The 16,594-nt window shown below is 66.5% G+C and carries 19 protein-coding genes; 6 read left to right on the top strand and 13 right to left on the bottom strand.

The genetic code is table 11. From position 1 onward, the window contains the following. The first annotated feature begins 70 nt into the window (after positions 1 to 70). From panB to HNP52_RS19640, 5 genes are all read left to right on the top strand, one after another. On the top strand, positions 71 to 928 hold the full coding sequence (gene panB / locus HNP52_RS19660; protein ID WP_184169571.1) for a 3-methyl-2-oxobutanoate hydroxymethyltransferase: 858 nt from the start codon (positions 71 to 73) through the stop codon (positions 926 to 928). A gap of 76 nt (positions 929 to 1,004) precedes the next feature. Continuing rightward, complete coding sequence (locus HNP52_RS19655) at positions 1,005 to 1,715, top strand: tetratricopeptide repeat protein (protein WP_260396275.1); 711 nt, start codon at positions 1,005 to 1,007, stop codon at positions 1,713 to 1,715. Beyond that, entirely contained in the window at positions 1,712 to 3,037 is a 1,326-nt protein-coding gene (locus HNP52_RS19650; protein WP_184169568.1) for a PQQ-like beta-propeller repeat protein, read from the top strand. The genes HNP52_RS19655 and HNP52_RS19650 overlap by 4 nt, the downstream gene beginning before the upstream one ends. Before the next feature lie 109 nt (positions 3,038 to 3,146). Next, positions 3,147 to 4,520 carry a ribosome biogenesis GTPase Der gene (gene der / locus HNP52_RS19645; protein ID WP_184169566.1) on the top strand — a complete coding sequence of 458 codons (1,374 nt, stop codon included), beginning with the start codon at positions 3,147 to 3,149 and terminating at the stop codon, positions 4,518 to 4,520. A 108-nt stretch (positions 4,521 to 4,628) separates the two neighbouring features. Next, complete coding sequence (locus HNP52_RS19640) at positions 4,629 to 5,039, top strand: Hpt domain-containing protein (RefSeq protein WP_184169564.1); 411 nt, start codon at positions 4,629 to 4,631, stop codon at positions 5,037 to 5,039. A 508-nt stretch (positions 5,040 to 5,547) separates the two neighbouring features. Here the strand turns inward: HNP52_RS19640 and bfr are convergent. The 7 genes from bfr to purL all read right to left on the bottom strand — a co-directional run bounded on the left by bfr (position 5,548) and on the right by purL (position 11,496). Then, positions 5,548 to 6,030 (bottom strand): bacterioferritin, encoded by a 483-nt coding sequence (gene bfr / locus HNP52_RS19635; protein ID WP_184169562.1) that lies wholly within the window; start codon positions 6,028 to 6,030, stop codon positions 5,548 to 5,550. Positions 6,031 to 6,140: 110 nt separating this feature from the next. Beyond that, positions 6,141 to 6,311, bottom strand: a complete 171-nt coding sequence (locus HNP52_RS19630; RefSeq protein ID WP_184169560.1) for a bacterioferritin-associated ferredoxin — start codon at positions 6,309 to 6,311, stop codon at positions 6,141 to 6,143. Positions 6,312 to 6,367: 56 nt separating this feature from the next. Next, complete coding sequence (locus HNP52_RS19625) at positions 6,368 to 7,615, bottom strand: DUF418 domain-containing protein (protein WP_184169558.1); 1,248 nt, start codon at positions 7,613 to 7,615, stop codon at positions 6,368 to 6,370. Continuing rightward, positions 7,616 to 8,059, bottom strand: coding sequence for a hypothetical protein (locus HNP52_RS19620; RefSeq protein ID WP_184169556.1), 444 nt, complete (start codon positions 8,057 to 8,059; stop codon positions 7,616 to 7,618). It lies immediately after the preceding gene. Positions 8,060 to 8,091: 32 nt separating this feature from the next. Beyond that, positions 8,092 to 8,763, bottom strand: coding sequence for a nitroreductase family protein (locus HNP52_RS19615; RefSeq protein WP_184169553.1), 672 nt, complete (start codon positions 8,761 to 8,763; stop codon positions 8,092 to 8,094). A 67-nt stretch (positions 8,764 to 8,830) separates the two neighbouring features. After that, on the bottom strand, positions 8,831 to 9,238 hold the full coding sequence (locus HNP52_RS19610; protein WP_184169550.1) for a DUF3052 family protein: 408 nt from the start codon (positions 9,236 to 9,238) through the stop codon (positions 8,831 to 8,833). A 38-nt stretch (positions 9,239 to 9,276) separates the two neighbouring features. Next, a complete protein-coding gene (gene purL, locus HNP52_RS19605) occupies positions 9,277 to 11,496 on the bottom strand; it encodes a phosphoribosylformylglycinamidine synthase subunit PurL (RefSeq protein ID WP_184169547.1) in 2,220 nt (739 codons plus the stop codon). Positions 11,497 to 11,782: 286 nt separating this feature from the next. Here purL and HNP52_RS19600 point away from each other — a divergent pair, with 286 nt between their 5' ends. Further along, a complete protein-coding gene (locus tag HNP52_RS19600; protein WP_311768520.1) occupies positions 11,783 to 12,220 on the top strand; it encodes a PAS domain-containing protein in 438 nt (145 codons plus the stop codon). A gap of 43 nt (positions 12,221 to 12,263) precedes the next feature. Here HNP52_RS19600 and HNP52_RS19595 read toward each other — a convergent pair whose 3' ends face one another. The 6 genes from HNP52_RS19595 to aroQ all read right to left on the bottom strand — a co-directional run bounded on the left by HNP52_RS19595 (position 12,264) and on the right by aroQ (position 16,527). After that, entirely contained in the window at positions 12,264 to 12,446 is a 183-nt protein-coding gene (locus HNP52_RS19595; protein WP_260396305.1) for a GyrI-like domain-containing protein, read from the bottom strand. 54 nt (positions 12,447 to 12,500) lie between these two features. Further along, positions 12,501 to 13,583, bottom strand: coding sequence for a GGDEF domain-containing protein (locus HNP52_RS19590; RefSeq protein WP_184169542.1), 1,083 nt, complete (start codon positions 13,581 to 13,583; stop codon positions 12,501 to 12,503). Between the two features lie 186 nt (positions 13,584 to 13,769). After that, entirely contained in the window at positions 13,770 to 14,108 is a 339-nt protein-coding gene (arsC, locus tag HNP52_RS19585; RefSeq protein ID WP_184169539.1) for an arsenate reductase (glutaredoxin), read from the bottom strand. A 102-nt stretch (positions 14,109 to 14,210) separates the two neighbouring features. Then, complete coding sequence (gene accC / locus HNP52_RS19580; RefSeq protein WP_184169535.1) at positions 14,211 to 15,566, bottom strand: acetyl-CoA carboxylase biotin carboxylase subunit; 1,356 nt, start codon at positions 15,564 to 15,566, stop codon at positions 14,211 to 14,213. 5 nt (positions 15,567 to 15,571) lie between these two features. Next, a complete protein-coding gene (accB, locus tag HNP52_RS19575) occupies positions 15,572 to 16,057 on the bottom strand; it encodes an acetyl-CoA carboxylase biotin carboxyl carrier protein (RefSeq protein WP_184169532.1) in 486 nt (161 codons plus the stop codon). Between the two features lie 35 nt (positions 16,058 to 16,092). After that, entirely contained in the window at positions 16,093 to 16,527 is a 435-nt protein-coding gene (gene aroQ / locus HNP52_RS19570; RefSeq protein ID WP_184169529.1) for a type II 3-dehydroquinate dehydratase, read from the bottom strand. Positions 16,528 to 16,594 lie beyond the last annotated feature (67 nt).

Raw genomic sequence — 16,594 nt, 5'->3', positions numbered from 1 at the left:
GTCAAGCGAGGCGAACTTGCATGCCGCTCGGTGCTGGCGGGCGCGGTTCGGAGCGGCTAGAGAGCCCGCCATGTCGCACGTCACGATGGACACGGCCACGAGCCGCGCTAACCCGACCCCGGCGCCGATGAAGCGCCTGACCGTTCCCGCCATCCGCGATCGCAAGGGCAAGGACCCGATCGTGATGCTCACCGCCTACACCACGCGGATGGCGCAGCTGCTCGATCCGCATTGCGACGTGCTGCTGGTCGGGGACAGCCTCGCCCAGGTGATCTACGGCCTGCCGTCCACCCTGCCGGTCACGCTCGACATGATGATCGCCCACGGCGCCGCGGTGGTGCGCGGCAGCTGGCATTCGCTGGTGATCGTCGACATGCCCTTCGGCAGCTACGAGGCCAGCCCCGAACAGGCCTTCGCCTCCGCCTCGCGCGTGCTCGCCGAGACCGGCGCCGCGGGCGTCAAGCTGGAGGGCGGCGAGACGCTCGCCCCCACCGTCGAGTTCCTGACGAAGCGCGGTATCCCGGTGGTCGGCCATGTCGGCCTCACGCCCCAGGCGGTCAACGCGCTCGGCGGCTATGGCGCGCGCGGCCGCAGCAATGCCGAGCATGCCCAGATCATCGACGATGCCCGCGCCATCGCCGCCGCCGGAGCGTTCGGCATCGTCGTCGAAGGCGTGGTCGAGACGCTGGCCAGGGAGATCACCGCCGCGGTCTCCTGCCCGGTGATCGGCATCGGCGCCTCGGCCGAATGCGACGGCCAGGTCCTCGTCATCGACGACATGCTCGGCATGTTCGAGCGCACCGCCCGGTTCGTGAAGAAATATGACGATCTGGCTGGCCGTATTTCCGCCGCGGTTGAAACCTATGCCGCCGATGTTCGGTCGCGGTCCTTTCCGGGACCCGATCAGGTCTATGCGCCGCGGGATTGACGGGCTACCGAGCGCTATCGATTCCCGCACGGCGCGGCTATAGGTCCGCGCCCGCAAGAGACGCATGAGGTAGATTTTGGCGCTTCCCCCCTCCGGCACGACAGACGAAGCCTTCCTGCGCGAAGTCGACGAGGAATATCGCCGCTCGCAGATGCTGGGCGTCTGGCAGAAATATGGTCGCCTGATCATCGGCGCCATCGTCATCGCCTTCGCGGCGCTCGGCGGCTTCCTGTTCTGGCAGCACCAGAGCGATTCCGCCGCCGGCCAGAAGGGCGAGCAATATGACGCGGCGCTCCGCCAGATCGAGCAGAACCAGGGCGACAAGGCAGCGCCCGAGCTCGCCAAGCTGGCCGCCAGCGGCACCAACGGCTTCGCCGCCATGTCGGCGATCGTCGAGGGCAATCTGCTCGTCCAGAAGAAGGACGTGAAGGGCGCCGCCGCCAAGTTCGCCGCCGTCGCCAACAACAGCGGCTTCGCCAAGCCCTATCGCGACTATGCGCTGCTCCGCCAGACGACGGTCGAGTATGACGCGCTGAAGCCGGAAGTGGTAATCTCGCGCCTCCAGGCGCTGGCCAAGCCGGATTCGGCCTGGTTCGGCAGCGCCGGCGAGATGGTGGCGGCCGCACAGATCAAGCTGGGCAAGCGGGCCGAGGCCGGCCAGCTGCTCCAGCAGATTGCCCAGGGGGGCGAGAACGTGCCGGATACGACGCGGCAACGCGCGGTTCAGCTGGCGAGCGTATTGGGGATCGACGTCCTCGATCAGTCGAAGGAAAAGCAGGCTAAATGAACAATAAGCTGAGGGTGGCTGGGGCCCTTGCGGCACTCGCGCTGGTTAGCGGCTGCGGGGTCTTCAAGGGATCGGGCGGCAAGAAGACGCCCGTGCTCGGCGAGCGCGTTCCCATCCTGATGTCCGAGAACGACATCACCAGCGACAAGTCGCTGGCCAGTGTCGACGTGCTCGTGCCCGAAGCGGCCGTGAACGAGGACTGGACGCAGCCGGGCGGCAACGCCGCCAAGTCGATGGGCCATCTCGCGCTTTCGGCCTCGCCGTCGCGCGTCTGGAGCAAGCAGGTCGCCAAGACCTCGAAGCGCGAGCGCCTCGCCGCGTCGCCGGTGATCGCGGGCGGCAAGCTGTTCGTGATGGACACCGACGGCGTCGTCCACGCGATGTCCGCCGACAGCGGCAACGAGCTGTGGACCGCCGCGACCGTGAAGGCCGAGGGCAACAAGACCGCGCGCTTCGGCGGCGGCGTCAGCGTCGCGGGCGAGCATGTCTTCGCCACCAACGGCCTGGGCGATGTCGTGTCGCTCAACGTCGCCGACGGCACCGAAGTGTGGCGCAAGCGCCCGGGCGGCCCGCTGCGCGGCGCGCCGACGCTGGCCAACGACAATCTCTATGTCGTCACCCAGGACAACCAGCTCTTCGCGATGAAGCAGGAGAATGGTGACGTCAGCTGGACGGCATCGGCCAGCCTCGAGACCCAGGGCGTGTTCGGCGTCGCTGCCCCGGCTTCGGCCCAGGGCACGCTGGTCGCGGGCTTCTCCTCGGGCGAGCTCAATTCCTATCGCTACGAGAATGGCCGCCAGCTGTGGAGCGACGTGCTGTCGCGCTCCAGCATGACCACCTCGGTCTCGTCGCTGTCGGACATCGATGCCGAGCCGGTGATCGATCAGGGCCGCGTCTATGCCGTGGGCCAGGGCGGCCGCATGGTCGCGATGGACATCGCCACCGGCAACCGCATGTGGGAACAGAACATCGCCGGCATCTCCACCCCCTGGGTGGCGGGCGAGTGGCTGTTCGTGGTCACCGACGATGCGCGCCTGCTCTGCCTGTCGCGCACCAGCGGCAAGGTCCGCTGGATCTCGCAGCTCAAGCTCTACAAGAACGCCAAGAAGCCGAAGAACCCGTATAGCTGGGTCGGCCCGGTTCTCGCCGGCGGCAAGCTGATCCTGGGCAATACCCGCGGCGAGCTGGTGTTCGTCTCGCCCGCCGATGGCAGCATCAGCTCGACGATCGATCTCAAGGATCCGATCTCGCTGCAGCCGGTGGTGGTGAACAACACGCTCTACGTTCTGGACGAGAAGGGCCGCCTCACCGCGTTCCGCTGATATCTGTCCCGGCCATGGCAGGCGGGCGGGGTCGCAAGACCTCGCCCGTTGCTTTTTGGGCCAAGCTGCTTCTTTCTGATCGAACCACGCCGACAAGAGTTTCAACGCCATGCCATTGCCCACCGTCGCCATTATCGGCCGGCCGAATGTCGGCAAATCGACGCTGTTCAACCGGCTTGTCGGCAAGCGGCTCGCGCTGGTCGATGATCAGCCGGGCGTGACCCGCGATCGCCGCGAGGGCGAGGCGAACCTGCTCGGGCTCGAGTTCCGCATCTTCGATACCGCCGGCTATGAGGACGAGGACGCGGCGACGCTGCCCGGCCGCATGCGCCAGCAGACCGAGGCAGCGGTGCAGGACGCCGATGTCGCGCTGTTTCTGGTCGATGCCCGCGCCGGTGTGACACCGCTCGACGAGGAGATCGCCCGCTGGCTGCGCTCGACCGACCGGCCGATCATCCTCGTCGCCAACAAGGCCGAGGGCCGCGCGGGCGAGACCGGCGTGATCGAGGCGATGGCGCTCGGCTTCGGCGAGCCCGTCCAGCTCTCCGCCGAGCACGGCGAGGGCATGGCCGACCTGTTCGAGGCGCTGTTGCCGCACGTTGAGCGGGAGGGCGAGGAGGAAGTCGAGGAGGAAGATCCCGACAACCCCAACGCCCCGCTCAAGCTGGCGATCGTCGGCCGCCCGAATGCCGGCAAGTCGACTCTGGTCAACCGTCTGCTCGGCGAGGACCGGATGATCACCGGGCCGGAGGCGGGGATCACTCGCGATTCGATCTCGGTCGATTGGGAATGGGAGGATTTCGAGGGCAATATGCGCCGGGTCCGCCTGATCGACACCGCCGGCATGCGCAAGAAGGCGAAGGTCGAGGAGAAGCTGGAGAAGCTCTCCGTGATGGACACGCTGCGCGCGATCGACTTCGCCGAAGTCGTGGTGCTGCTGCTCGATGCGACGCGCGGGCTGGAAGTCCAGGACCTCAAGATCGCCGATCGTGTGCTCCAGGAAGGCCGCGCGCTGATCATCGTGCTTAACAAGTGGGACGTGGCCGAGGATGCCTCCAGCCTGTTCAACGGCGTGAAGAAGGCGCTCGACGAAGGTCTCGCCCAGGTGAAGGGCGTGCCGCTGCTCACCGTGTCCGCGGTGACCGGCAAGGGCCTCGACACGATGATCGACGTCGCCTTCAAGACGCGTGAATCCTGGTCGCGCCGCGTCTCGACCGGCCAGCTCAACCGCTGGTTCGAGCGTGCGATCGAAGCGAACCCGCCGCCCGCGCCCGGCGGCAAGCGGATCAAGCCGCGCTACGTCACCCAGAACAAGACGCGCCCGCCCACGTTCGTGCTGTTCGGCACCCGCGTCGATCTGCTGCCGATGAGCTACCAGCGCTATCTGATCAACGGCTTGCGCAAGGAGTTTGATTTCGGGGCGGTGCCGGTGCGGCTCAATCTGCGTGCGCCGAAGAACCCGTTCGACCGCGATAAGGGTTGAGAATCCAGACGCTTCCGTAACGACCCTTAGCTTAAATCAACCCTGTGTTTACGAACCGGCTTTAGTCTTCCTCCCGTGCTCTGGGGCGCGGAGTAGGGGAATGAAGCGATGACCGGCAACGAACAGCTGGTGAACTGGGACAGTTTTTCGCAGGCGCGGACCGAGCTTGGCGCCAATTTCGTGCGGATTCTCGGCTATTTCCGCGAGGACGGCGTGAAGTCGGTCGCGCGGATCGAGGAAGCCATGCGCGCGAACAATGCCGCGTCGATGGTGATTCCCGCGCACACGCTCAAGGGCGAGGCGCGCCAGTTCGGCGCCGATCCGCTGGCCGATCTGGCCGAGACGATCGAGATGGCCGCGCGCTCCTGCGTCGAGCGCCAGGATACGCCCACCAACGTCCTCGAACATGTCGTGGCGCTGCGCCCGCTCTTCGAAGCCACGCTCGCGCTGCTCGAGCGCGAATCCAATCCGCTGGTGGAACGCCGCCCGGTCTTCGGCCGCCGCTCGCTCGCGGGCTGAGGCTGCCCGTTCGCGCCATCCCGCCGGCCGCCGGGATTTCGTGAGGCTTCTTTCGCGCGGCGGCTTCCTTCCGGTTCCCCGGCTAAGGCCGGGGCCCAGTCTCGGCGCACTGGCGAGGGCGCCCGAACCCATCTACCGACATCGCCGCGCTTCATGGTGCTGGCACCACCATCCTCCCCCGGAGGGGGAGGGGGACCGCCAGCGAAGCTGGTGGTGGAGGGGTAGCATGCCACGCGCAACATCGCTCGCGGATATTACCCCGCTACCAGCCTGGGGCTGATTTCCGTGCCCACGGGCGCGGGCTGGGAATCCACATTCCGCTCCTCCGGGGCAGGCGCTCCGCAGCCCAACCCGCCTTGCAATGTAGGATTTCGCCTGCTTCGCTCGCCCAGCCGGATCGCCGGCCGCTCCTTGACGCTGTCGAGCAACAACCGTGTCCGGTGCCGGATACGAAAAAGCCGGACCCTTGGGAAAGGGCCCGGCTCCGAATGCCTGATGCCGATGCGGCTCAGCTGCCTTCGACAGGCTTGCTGTTGAGCTGGATGTAGTTCTCCAGGCCCATGCGGGCGATCATGTCGAACTGCTTCTCCAGCGTGTCGACATGCTCTTCCTCGCTGTCGAGGATATAGGCGAACAGGTCGCGCGAGACATAGTCGCGCACGCTCTCGCAATGCTGGATCGCGTCGCGCAGCAGCGGGATGGCTTCCATCTCGATCGCCAGGTCGGCCTTGAGGATCTCCTCCACCGTCTCGCCGATGCGCAGCCGGCCGAGCAGCTGGAAATTGGGCAGGCCGTCAAGGAACAGGATGCGCTCCGCCAGCTTGTCGGCGTGCTTCATCTCGTCGATCGATTCGTGGCGCTCCAGCTCGGCGAGCTTGGTCACGCCCCAATTGTCGAGCAGGCGATAGTGCAGCCAATACTGGTTGATCGCGGTGAGCTCGTTCTTGAGCGCCTCGTTGAGATAGTCGAGGACCTTGGGGTCGCCCTTCATTGCTGCCACCTGTGTTTCTGATTGAATTTCGGGCAGCAGAATAGGCGCGGATGGCCGCGTTTAACAGTCAGAAAATGGCGGATTTCTGCGGTTTTTGGCTGTTGCGACTGTTACGCAGCAGCACGTTCCTCGGCGATGATCTCACGTGCGAATGGCACGCATTGTCCGCACTTGGCCTGGCATCCGAGCGCCCGATAGGCCTGGCATGCGCTGGTTGCGCCGCCACGCGCGGCTTCGCGCACTTCCCGTTCCCGCAGAGCATTGCAAACGCAAACGACCATCGAACCCTCGCAACTCGCTGGGGACGATCTAGGGCTATTGACACTGATTCGCAAGACTATTGCGAGGCAGTCGCATTATTACGTAGGCTGGTGTTGCGGAGCGGCTGCAGCTCCCAGCGCGCAAGGCTGCGCCACAGCCATTCGAACGGGCCGAATCGGAAGGCGTGGAGCCAGAGACTGGACCAGGTCAGGATCGCTGCCCAGATCCCGAAAACTACGGGGTAGAGCTGCCAGCGGCTCAGATGGCCGTACCAGCCCAGGCCATAGCCGTAGAAGAGCGTGGTGCAGATCAGGCTGGTCACGAGATAGTTGGTGAAGGCCATGCGCCCCGCCGCCGCCAGCCGGGCGGTCAGCCGGCCCCCGGGGCGGGCGAGGAGCAGGATCAGGCAGATCCAGCCGGCGATCATCGGCGGGCGGGCCAGCGCGGTCAGCGGCATCATCGCGGCGACCACGCGGATGTCGAAGCCCGATGCCCATTGCCACCAGGCCAGCAGCGCATAGGCGGGCAGCGCGATGCTCCAGCAGGCGACGAGCCAGCGGCGATAGCGCGCCGGGGCCCATTCGCCGCGCAGCATGCCGCTGCGCAGCGCCGCCATGCCGAAGAGCATATAGGCAAGGGTCTCGGGCCCGAAGAAGATCAGCTGCCCGGTCAGCGCGCCGCTGTCATGCTGCAGCCGGTCGAGCAGGATCGGGCCGTAGCCGCCCCGGTGCAGCGCCAGTTCCCGCGCGATATCGGCCGCGTTCGGCGCCCCGAACATGAGACTATAGTCATGGAGCGCCTGAGGGTTCGAATCCCTCCCCATCGCCGCGACGATACCCAGAGGGATCGTCGCAAACAGCACCGCCCCTGCCAGGCCGAGCAGGATGCCAAGGATGATGAGCCGCGAAACCGGCATGTCGCGCATCGCAAAGGCGATCATGCCGACCAGCGCATAATGGGCCAGGATGTCGCCGTGCCAGACAAGGAACAGATGGGCGATGCCGAAGACCAGCAGCCAGGCCATGCGCCGGTAATGGACCTCGGCAGGGCTTAGCCCGCCGGCTTCGGCCCGCTCGATCACCAGCAGGGTCGATGCGCCGAACAGGAACGAGAACAGCCCGCGCATCTTCCCGTCGAACAGGACGAAGTTGGCCGCCCAGGTGGCAAGGTCGGCGCCATGCCAGCCGCCATAGGCGCGCGGGTTGAAATAGGCGGCCTCGGGCATGGCGAAGGACAGGATGTTGAGCAGCAAGATGCCCAGCACCGCCACGCCGCGGACGATGTCGAGCGAGGCAAGCCGGTCGCTGCCGGCGGGGCGCTCCATTCAGCGCCGCGCCGCGATCAGCGCGATGGGCAGGCCGACCAGCACGATATGGCAGAAGAGCTGGGTAGCGACGCTCTGCGGGTCGAGATGCGGGAACACCGCGGGCCAGCGCAGCGGCAGCACGACCAGGTTCATCGCTGCCCAGGTGGCGATGCCATAAAGGATGCCGGCCAGCAGGCGCTGCGCCTTGAGCGCCGGCAGCCGATCAGCAGCCAGGATATAGACGGCGGCCATCACCGCCATGATCGCGAAATGGACGGCGAGGCCCAGCGCAGCCCCGCCAAGACCCCAATGGACCGCTTCGGGGAACGGTCCGCTCGCTACACCGCGCAGCATCTTGTCGGGCGTGCGCCCGGCCTGGATCGCGAGCAACACCGCAGCGGCGATGTCGAGCGCGCCGGCGACCAGCGTCGCGACCAGAATACGCTGTCCAGCCCTTGCCATGCCTCGTCCCCTGTCGCGTCCTGCGTGGGACGCTACAGCCAGGAGCTGATCTCCTCCAGCGGCTTCTTGCTGACCACATTGGCAGGCATGGTGGCGCCCGGCGCGGGATGGCCGACGACGACCAGCATTACCGGGCGCTCATTGTCCGGCCGGCGGCAGACGAGGTTGAGAAAGCGCATCGGGTGCGGCGTGTGGACCAGCGTGGCGACGCCGGCGGTGTGGAGCGTCGCGAGCAACAGCCCGGCGGCGATGCAGACGCTCTCGAGGACATAATAGTTGCGGAGGCGCTCTTCCTCTTCGGTGGCGTGGCGCTGGGCGAAGACGGCAATCAGCCACGGCGCGACCTCGAGATAGGGCTTGTCGGCGCCGGTGCCGAGCGGGCGGACCGCGTTGATCCAGTTTGCCGGTGCACGTCCCGAATAGAATTGCCGTTCCTCTTCCTCGACCGCGACGCGGATCGCCGCCTTGGCCTCAGGGGCCTCGATGGCGCAGAAGTGCCAGGGCTGGCGGTTGGCGCCGCTGGGGGCGGAGCCGGCGGCCCGGAGCGCTGCCTCGATCACTTCGCGGGGCACGGGCGAATCGCTGAAGGCGCGGCAGCTGCGGCGTGTGGCCATTTCCGTGAGGAAGGCCCGGGCCCGCTCGATCCGCGATTCGTCGCTCAGTTCCGGATAGGGCTGCCAGGGCAGCGCTTCATGCTCGGTCATAGGAATCCCTAGCCGCAGCATGTCACCGGCGCCCTCCGGCGGGCACTAAGGATTCTTCCCTAGGTCCTCAGCGATTCTCCTTGCGGATCATCAGTTTGAGGCCGGACCAGACGGAATCGACCGCGCACACCTTCACATCGACCAGTCCCTTGGGCAGCGCGACCTCGCGGATCACGTCCTCGGTGATGTCGGTCTCGACCTTCGCGGCCTTTTTGGGCCAGGACACCCAGATGAAGCCGTTGCGCTCGATCAGCGCCAGCAGTGCGTCCAGTTCCCGCTCCAGCTTCGCCCGTTCGGTGACGAAGAGGTGCGCGGCCTGCAGCCCGGTACAGGCGACTTCATATTCCTCGATACCCAGGGCATCGGGATCGATCTCGGCGCGGACGCTGGCGGGCATGCCGCAGAACCAGCTGCGCATGCCCCGCTTCAGTCCCAGCTTCTGGGCCAGCGGCGTGCCGGAATAGCCTTCGGTCATCGAACGACCTCCCTCCATTGCCGGCCCGGCGCGTCACCTCATGCCAGGGCGGCGTCTTCCCCCATCAGTTCTGGGAAGAAAGCTTCGTGCGCTGCCTTGAGATCGGTCAAGCTGACGCAGAAATCGCCTTCTTCCAACTCGAAGATGATCCGGTCCTTGATCGTGCGGCCGATCGGGTCGGCTGCAAGACCGGCCTTGTCGGCGGCAACCAGGAAGTCGGCGAGCGATTCGTCGCGCACCGTGACCACATACAGGCCCTGGTCCTCGCCGAAGAACGAGCCCGCGATGCCGAACGGCTGGGGCTGGTCGATGATCGCGCCGATGCCCGACGCCATCGCCATTTCCGCGAGCGCGACGGCAAGGCCGCCATCGGCAACGTCATGGCAGGCGGTGATGCAACCGGTGTTGATCGCCGACCGGATGAACGCGCCGGTGCGGCGCTCCATCATCAGGTCGACCGCCGGGGCGGGGCCTTCCTCGCGGCCATGCAGCTCGCGCAGCCAGATCGACTGGCCGAGATGGCCCGAGCGCTCGCCCACGGCGAGGATGATGTCGCCGGTGCCCTTGAACGCGATCGTCGCGCTCTTGCTGTAGTCCTTGAGCAGGCCGATCGCGCCGATCGCCGGGGTCGGCAGGATCGCCGAGCCGCCGCCGGTGGCCTTGGACTCGTTGTAGAGCGAGACGTTGCCCGAGACGATCGGGAAGTCGAGCGCGATGCAGGCTTCCGACATGCCCTCGAGGCAGCCGACGATCTGGCCCATGATCTCCGGGCGCTGCGGATTGGCGAAGTTGAGGCAGTTGGTCACGGCGAGCGGCGTCGCGCCGACTGCCGAGAGGTTGCGCCATGCCTCCGCAATGGCCTGCTTGCCGCCTTCGACCGGGTCGGCGAAGCAATAGCGCGGCGTGCAGTCGGTGGTGATCGCCAGGCCCTTGCCCGAGCCATGGACGCGGACCACTGCGGCATCGCCGCCCGGGCGCTGCGTGGTGTCGGCGCCGACCATGTGGTCATATTGTTCCCAGATCCAGCGACGCGAGGCGAGGTCGGGGGTGCCGACCAGCTTGAGCAGGTCCGCGGCCGGATCCACGCTCTCCGGCACGTTCGCCAGCTCGGCCGGCTTCGGCGTCGGCACATGCGAACGGTCATAGAGCGGCGCTTCGTCGGCGAGCGGAGCGAGCGGAATGTCGGCGACGGTGTCGCCCTTCCACTTGAGCACCATGCGGCCGGTATCGGTGACGTGGCCGATGACGGCGAAATCGAGCTCCCACTTGCGGAAGATCGCTTCGGCAAAGGCTTCGCGGCCGGGCTTGAGCACCATGAGCATGCGCTCCTGGCTCTCCGACAGCATCATCTCGTACGGCGTCATGCCGGTTTCGCGCTGGGGGACATCGTCCATGATCAGCTCGATGCCGACCCCGCCCTTGCTGGCCATCTCGACCGACGAGGAGGTGAGGCCGGCGGCACCCATGTCCTGGATCGCGACGATGGCGTCCGATGACATCAGTTCGAGGCATGCTTCGATCAGCAGCTTCTCGGTGAAGGGATCGCCGACCTGGACGGTGGGGCGCTTCTCCTCGCTGTCCTCGCCGAAATCGGCCGAGGCCATGGTCGCGCCGTGGATGCCGTCGCGGCCGGTCTTCGAGCCGACATAGACGATGGGGTTACCCACGCCGCTCGCGGCCGAATAGAAGATCTTGTCGGTATCGGCGATGCCGACCGTCATCGCATTGACGAGGATGTTGCCGTCATACGCCTTGTGGAAATTGACCTCGCCGCCGACGGTGGGGACGCCCACGCAATTGCCATAGCCGCCGATGCCATGGACCACGCCGGCGATGAGGTGCTTCATCTTGGGGTGATCCGGCCGGCCGAAGCGCAGCGCGTTCATGTTGGCGATCGGGCGCGCGCCCATGGTGAAGACGTCGCGCAGGATGCCGCCCACCCCGGTCGCCGCGCCCTGATAGGGCTCGATGTAGGACGGGTGGTTGTGGCTCTCCATCTTGAAGATCGCCGCCTGGCCATCGCCGATATCGACCACGCCGGCATTCTCGCCCGGGCCGCAGATGACCTGGGGGCCGGTGGTCGGCAGCTTCTTGAGGTGGATGCGGCTAGACTTGTAGCTGCAATGCTCGGACCACATCACCGAGAAGATGCCCAGCTCGGTAAGGTTGGGCTCGCGGCCCATTGCCTTGAGCACGCGCTCATATTCTTCGGGAGTGAAGCCGTGTTCGGCGACGGTTTCGGGGGTGATCTGGCTCATGGGCGCAGCCCATAGCGAGGGTGTTCGCCCGCGTCACCCCCGAGCGGGGCGGAAGCAGAAATGTTGAATCTCTTGAATCCCCAACGCGGGTGCGCGGCAGCGGAAATGATCGGCGCCGGATTGGCGGGCAGCATGGCGGGGGAGGAGGGGCGGATCGGCATCGCCGGGCAGCCAAGCAGATGGAATCCTACATTAAAAGACCGATTCGTCGGCGTTCGATAGGACTGGACATTAACCACTACAGGCGTAGCAAAGGGGGATAAGGAGCAGGGTCCCGGGTGGTAGCGTGTCGCGTCACTGGATAGATCGGGTAGCGGAGCCGGCGTCGGGCCGCGTGCCGATGGGCTGGGCGAACGGTCTGCATGTCGTGCCCGATGAAGCGCCCGGCGTGCTCGCCCCGATGCCCGCCGCCTGGGAATGCGACCTTTCCGACGATTCGCTGCGCTGGACGCCCGGGGTGTTCGAGATATTCGGGCTGCCGCAGGACATACCGCTGCGTCGCGAAGACGCGGTGGCGATGTACAGCGCCGAATCGCAGGTCGAGCTCAAGCGGCTGCGCGATGAAGCGATCGCGACCTGCGGGAGCTTCACCTTCGAAGCGGAAATCCGCCGCCCGAATGGCGAGGTGCGCTGGATGCGGATTACCGCCGATGTCGAGGTCCGCGATGGCCGGGCGGCGTATCTCTATGGGTTGAAGCAGGACATCACCCATTTGAAGCGGTGAGCGATTGATTCCTCCCCGAGCCAAGTTCGGGGAGGAATCAGGTTCAGGCCAGCGGCAGGAACACGTCCGTCACGGCCTCGCTCGACGGCACGTCCGGGAAGAACTTCACCCGTTCAGCGAACATCGGGAAGTCGCGCAGCTCCTCGCCGCTGCGCGGGAGCCAGTCGGCGTAGAGGAAGTGGGCGGCGGGGCGGAGATTGTCGTCGGGACCCGTCATCCGGATCAGGGCGACACGGCAGAGAAACCCTAGGCCCCGGCTTTCGCCGGGGAGCCGGAAGGGTCAGGCCGCCGATGCTATCGAGCTTGCGGAGGTTACCACCCGATCCTTGCCGGCGTGCTTGGCCGCGTAGAGGAGTTCGTCGGCGATGCGCAGCGCTTCGCTTGGATCGCCGGTGACCGTGGTGACGCCGGCGGAGAAGCTGATCCGGCCGATCGGCATATCGGTGGTCTGGTCACGCAGCATCCGCTCGCGCAGCCTGGCGCGGCAGGCGTCGAGCGTATCGGCCGCATCCTCGGCATCGCTGCCTTCGAACAGGCAGATGAACTCCTCGCCGCCATAGCGGCCGACCGTTGCCCGGCGGCCGAGGAACTCGCTCAGCGTGCGGCCGACGAAGCGGAGCACCCGGTCGCCGGTCTGGTGGCCGTGGCGATCGTTGATCGCCTTGAAATTGTCGATGTCGCACAGCGCCAGCGCGAAGGGCGCGGCGTCGGTGCGGGCCAGTGCTTCCTCCATGCGGGTGAAGAAGCCGCGGCGATTGGGCAGGCAGGTGAGGTGGTCCTCCTCCGCCTCGCGCACCGCGCGCTGCAGATCGGCGCGCAGGCGCTTGGTGTCCTCGCGGGTGCTCTCCAGCCGGCCGCCGATCCGCCGTGTGGTCTCGGCGACGTCGAGCGTTGCGGCGAGCAGGCGGCGATAGGCTTCGGCCGGCTCCTTCTCCATCTGGCCGGCGGCTTCGCCGAGTGCCGTCGAATAGGCGCTGGTCGAGGCCGAGGCATCGCCGACGGCGCCAAGGCATTCGGCTACCTTGGCCTCGAGCTGGCGGGTGAGCTTGTCGAGCTTGTCCGGCGTGTCGTTGGGCGTGCAGCGCTCGACGATCCGCTCCACGTCGCGGTCGCTGAGCTTGCCCTTGAATTCCAGAACCGTCTGGGCCGCCTGGATCAGCGCGGTATCATTGCCGTCCAGGAAGCGGCTGGCGAAGTCGAAATTGGTCGTGGTCGGCTCAAGACCATATTGGAACAACAGGGCGCCGACCTGCTCGTAGCGCAGGCGATACTGCGCGACCCGATCGGATTCGGTGCCGTCGCTGCGCCGGAACCAGGAGGTGAGGCGGTCGAGCGGGGAATGGAGCGAGACAGGCGCGTTCATGCCCGCGACTCGCCAATTCGGCCGGTGCTGAGTCGCACGGCCTCCCGTTTCGGACCTTTCCTGTAATTCCTGAACCTTACCGGCATTTCCACCCCCGTTTCGACGAGAATGCTACGCGGCGGATCGTTAATTTTCAGGCCACCAAAGCCCGGAAAGCCGTGGATAACCGGGCGTCCGGGCCGAAAATTATAGGATGGATCGGATATTCTCCGGCGGGCGGCCGAGGCGAACGCCCTTCTCGGTGACGACCAGCGGGCGCTCGATCAGGATCGGGTTTGCGGCCATCGCATCGAGGATGGTGTCGTCGTCCGCGCCCTTGAGCGGCTTGGCGGCGTCCTCGGCAATGCGCAGGCCTTCGCGCGGGGGCATGCCGGCGCGGGCATAGAGGTCCTTCAGCGTGTCGCGGCTCGGCGGGGTCTTGAGATACTCGATGATCTCGACCTCGATACCCGGCGTCTCGTTCAGGATCGCCAGCGCCTCGCGCGACTTGGAGCAGCGGGGATTGTGGTAGATCGTGGCCTTCATGGGAACTCCGTCATCCCGGCGAAAGCCGGGATCGCGTGCCGCAAGCATGCGCTTCAATTGCCCGAGACCCCGCCCCGGATCAGGTCCGGGGCGGGGTGACGGTTACTGGTCGTCCTGTCGCGCCAGCCACTCTTCGAGCCACTTGATCGTGTACTCGCCCTTCTGGAACTCGGGGTCGTCGAGCAGCGCCTGGTGGAGCGGGATGGTGGTCTTCATGCCGTCGATCACGAACTCCTCCAGCGCCCGGCGCAGGCGGCGCAGCGCGCCCTGGCGGGTGGTGCCGTAGACGATCAGCTTGGCGATCATCGAGTCGTAATAGGGCGGCACCTTGTAGCCGGCGTAGAGGCCCGAATCGACGCGGACGTTCATGCCGCCCGGCGCGTGATAGCCCTTCACCAGGCCCGGCGAGGGAGCGAAGGTGCGCGGGTCCTCGGCGTTGATGCGGCACTCGATCGCATGGCCGCGGAAGACGACGTCCTCCTGGCGCAGCGTCAGGCCATGGCCTTCGGCGACGCGGATCTGCTCGCGGACGAGGTCGAGGCCGGTGATCGCCTCGGTCACCGGATGCTCCACTTGCAGGCGGGTGTTCATCTCGATGAAGTAGAACTCGCCATTTTCCCACAGGAACTCGATCGTGCCGGCGCCGCGATAGCCCATGTCGGCCATCGCCTTGGCACAGATGCCGCCGATGCGCTCGCGCTCCTCGGACGAGAGGACGGGCGAGGGCGCTTCCTCGAGCACCTTCTGGTGGCGGCGCTGGAGCGAGCAGTCGCGCTCGCCGAGGTGGATGGCGTTGCCATTGCCGTCGCCGAACACCTGCACTTCGATATGGCGCGGGTTGCCGAGATATTTTTCGAGATAGACGGTGGCGTCGCCGAACGCGGCCTTCGCCTCGCTGCCCGCCTGGAGCATCTGCGCTTCGAGATCGGCAGGGTTGGTCACGACCTTCATGCCGCGGCCGCCGCCGCCCGACGCGGCCTTGATGATCACCGGATAGCCTGCGGCTTCCGCGATCTTCTTGGCTTCCTCGACATCGCTGATCGCGCCGTCCGAGCCGGGGACGAGCGGCAGGCCGAGCGCGCCGGCGGTGCGCTTCGCCTCGATCTTGTCGCCCATCGTGCGGATATGCTCGGGCTTCGGGCCGACGAAGATGATGCCGTGGGCCTCGACGATCTCGGCGAACTTGGCGTTCTCCGAGAGGAAGCCATAGCCGGGGTGGATCGCATCCGCGCCCGAGATCTCCGCCGCGGCGATGATCCGGTCGATCTTCAGATAGCTCTCGGCGGCAGCCGGCGGCCCGATGCAGATCGCCTCGTCGGCGAGGCGGACATGCATCGCGTCCGAATCGGCGGTGGAGTGCACCGCGACGGTCTTGATGCCCATCTCCTGGCAGGCACGATGGATGCGCAGCGCGATCTCGCCGCGATTGGCGATCAGGAGCTTCTTGATCTCGGGCAAGGCGCTTACTCGACCACCACGAGGGGCTGGTCGAACTCGACCGGCTGGCCGTTATCGACCAGGATCGCCTTGACCGTGCCGGCCGAGGTGGCGTGGATCGGGTTCATCACCTTCATCGCCTCGATGATCAGCAGCGTGTCGCCGGCCTTCACCGACTGGCCGACCGCGATGAAGTTCGCGGCTTCCGGGTTCGGCGCGAGATAGGCGGTGCCGACCATCGGCGACTTGACCGCGTTGAGCGCGGCGACCGGCGCGGCCTCGGCGGCCGGAGCGGCAGCGGCGGGCGCGGCGACCGGGGCGGCCACGGGCGCGGCCATCGGCGCCTGCATGATCGCGGGCGCAGCCTGCACGGTGCGGGCGACGCGGACCTTGCGGTCGGCGTCCTCGACCTCGATTTCGGTCAGATTGGTTTCGTCGAGCACTGCGGCGAGCTGGCGCACCAGCTCGATATCAACCTGCATGGCGCCCGCCTTGTCGTTCTTGTCTGCCATTTGATCTCGTTCTTCCGATGAAACCGCGCCCTTTGTCAGAGGAGCGCGGCGGCTTCAAGCGCAAGCATGTAGGACAGCGCCCCGAAACCGGAGATGGTTCCCTTGGCGGCCATGCCCACATAGCTGTGGTGGCGAAACTCCTCCCGGGCAAGCGGGTTGGAGAGATGGACTTCGAGTACCGGCGTCCTGATCGAGCGGATCGCATCGTATAGCGCCAGGCTGGTATGGGTGAAGGCACCGGCATTGAGCAAGACTGCCTTTACACCGCGCGCCTGCGCCTCGTGCAGCCAGTCGACCAGATGGCCCTCATGGTTGGACTGGCGCAGGTCGATCTCGAGATCGAGCTCCTTGGCACGGTCTTCCAGCCGGCCGGCGATGTCGTCGAGCGTGTCCGAACCGTAGATCTCCGGCTCGCGCAGCCCCAGCAGATTCAGGTTGGGACCGTTGAGAACGTAGATCGTATCGGCCAACGGATTTGCCTTTCCCCAGCGGTGAACTGATGGCCCTATATGGCATCAACGAGTCGAGGCAAAGAGC

This window comes from Sphingomonas kyeonggiensis, assembly GCF_014204495.1.
In the GTDB taxonomy this organism is placed as follows: Bacteria; Pseudomonadota; Alphaproteobacteria; order Sphingomonadales; family Sphingomonadaceae; genus Sphingomonas; species Sphingomonas kyeonggiensis_A.
The sequence above is the reverse complement of the archived record's forward strand: the minus strand, read 5'-3'. Positions and strand labels throughout refer to the sequence as shown.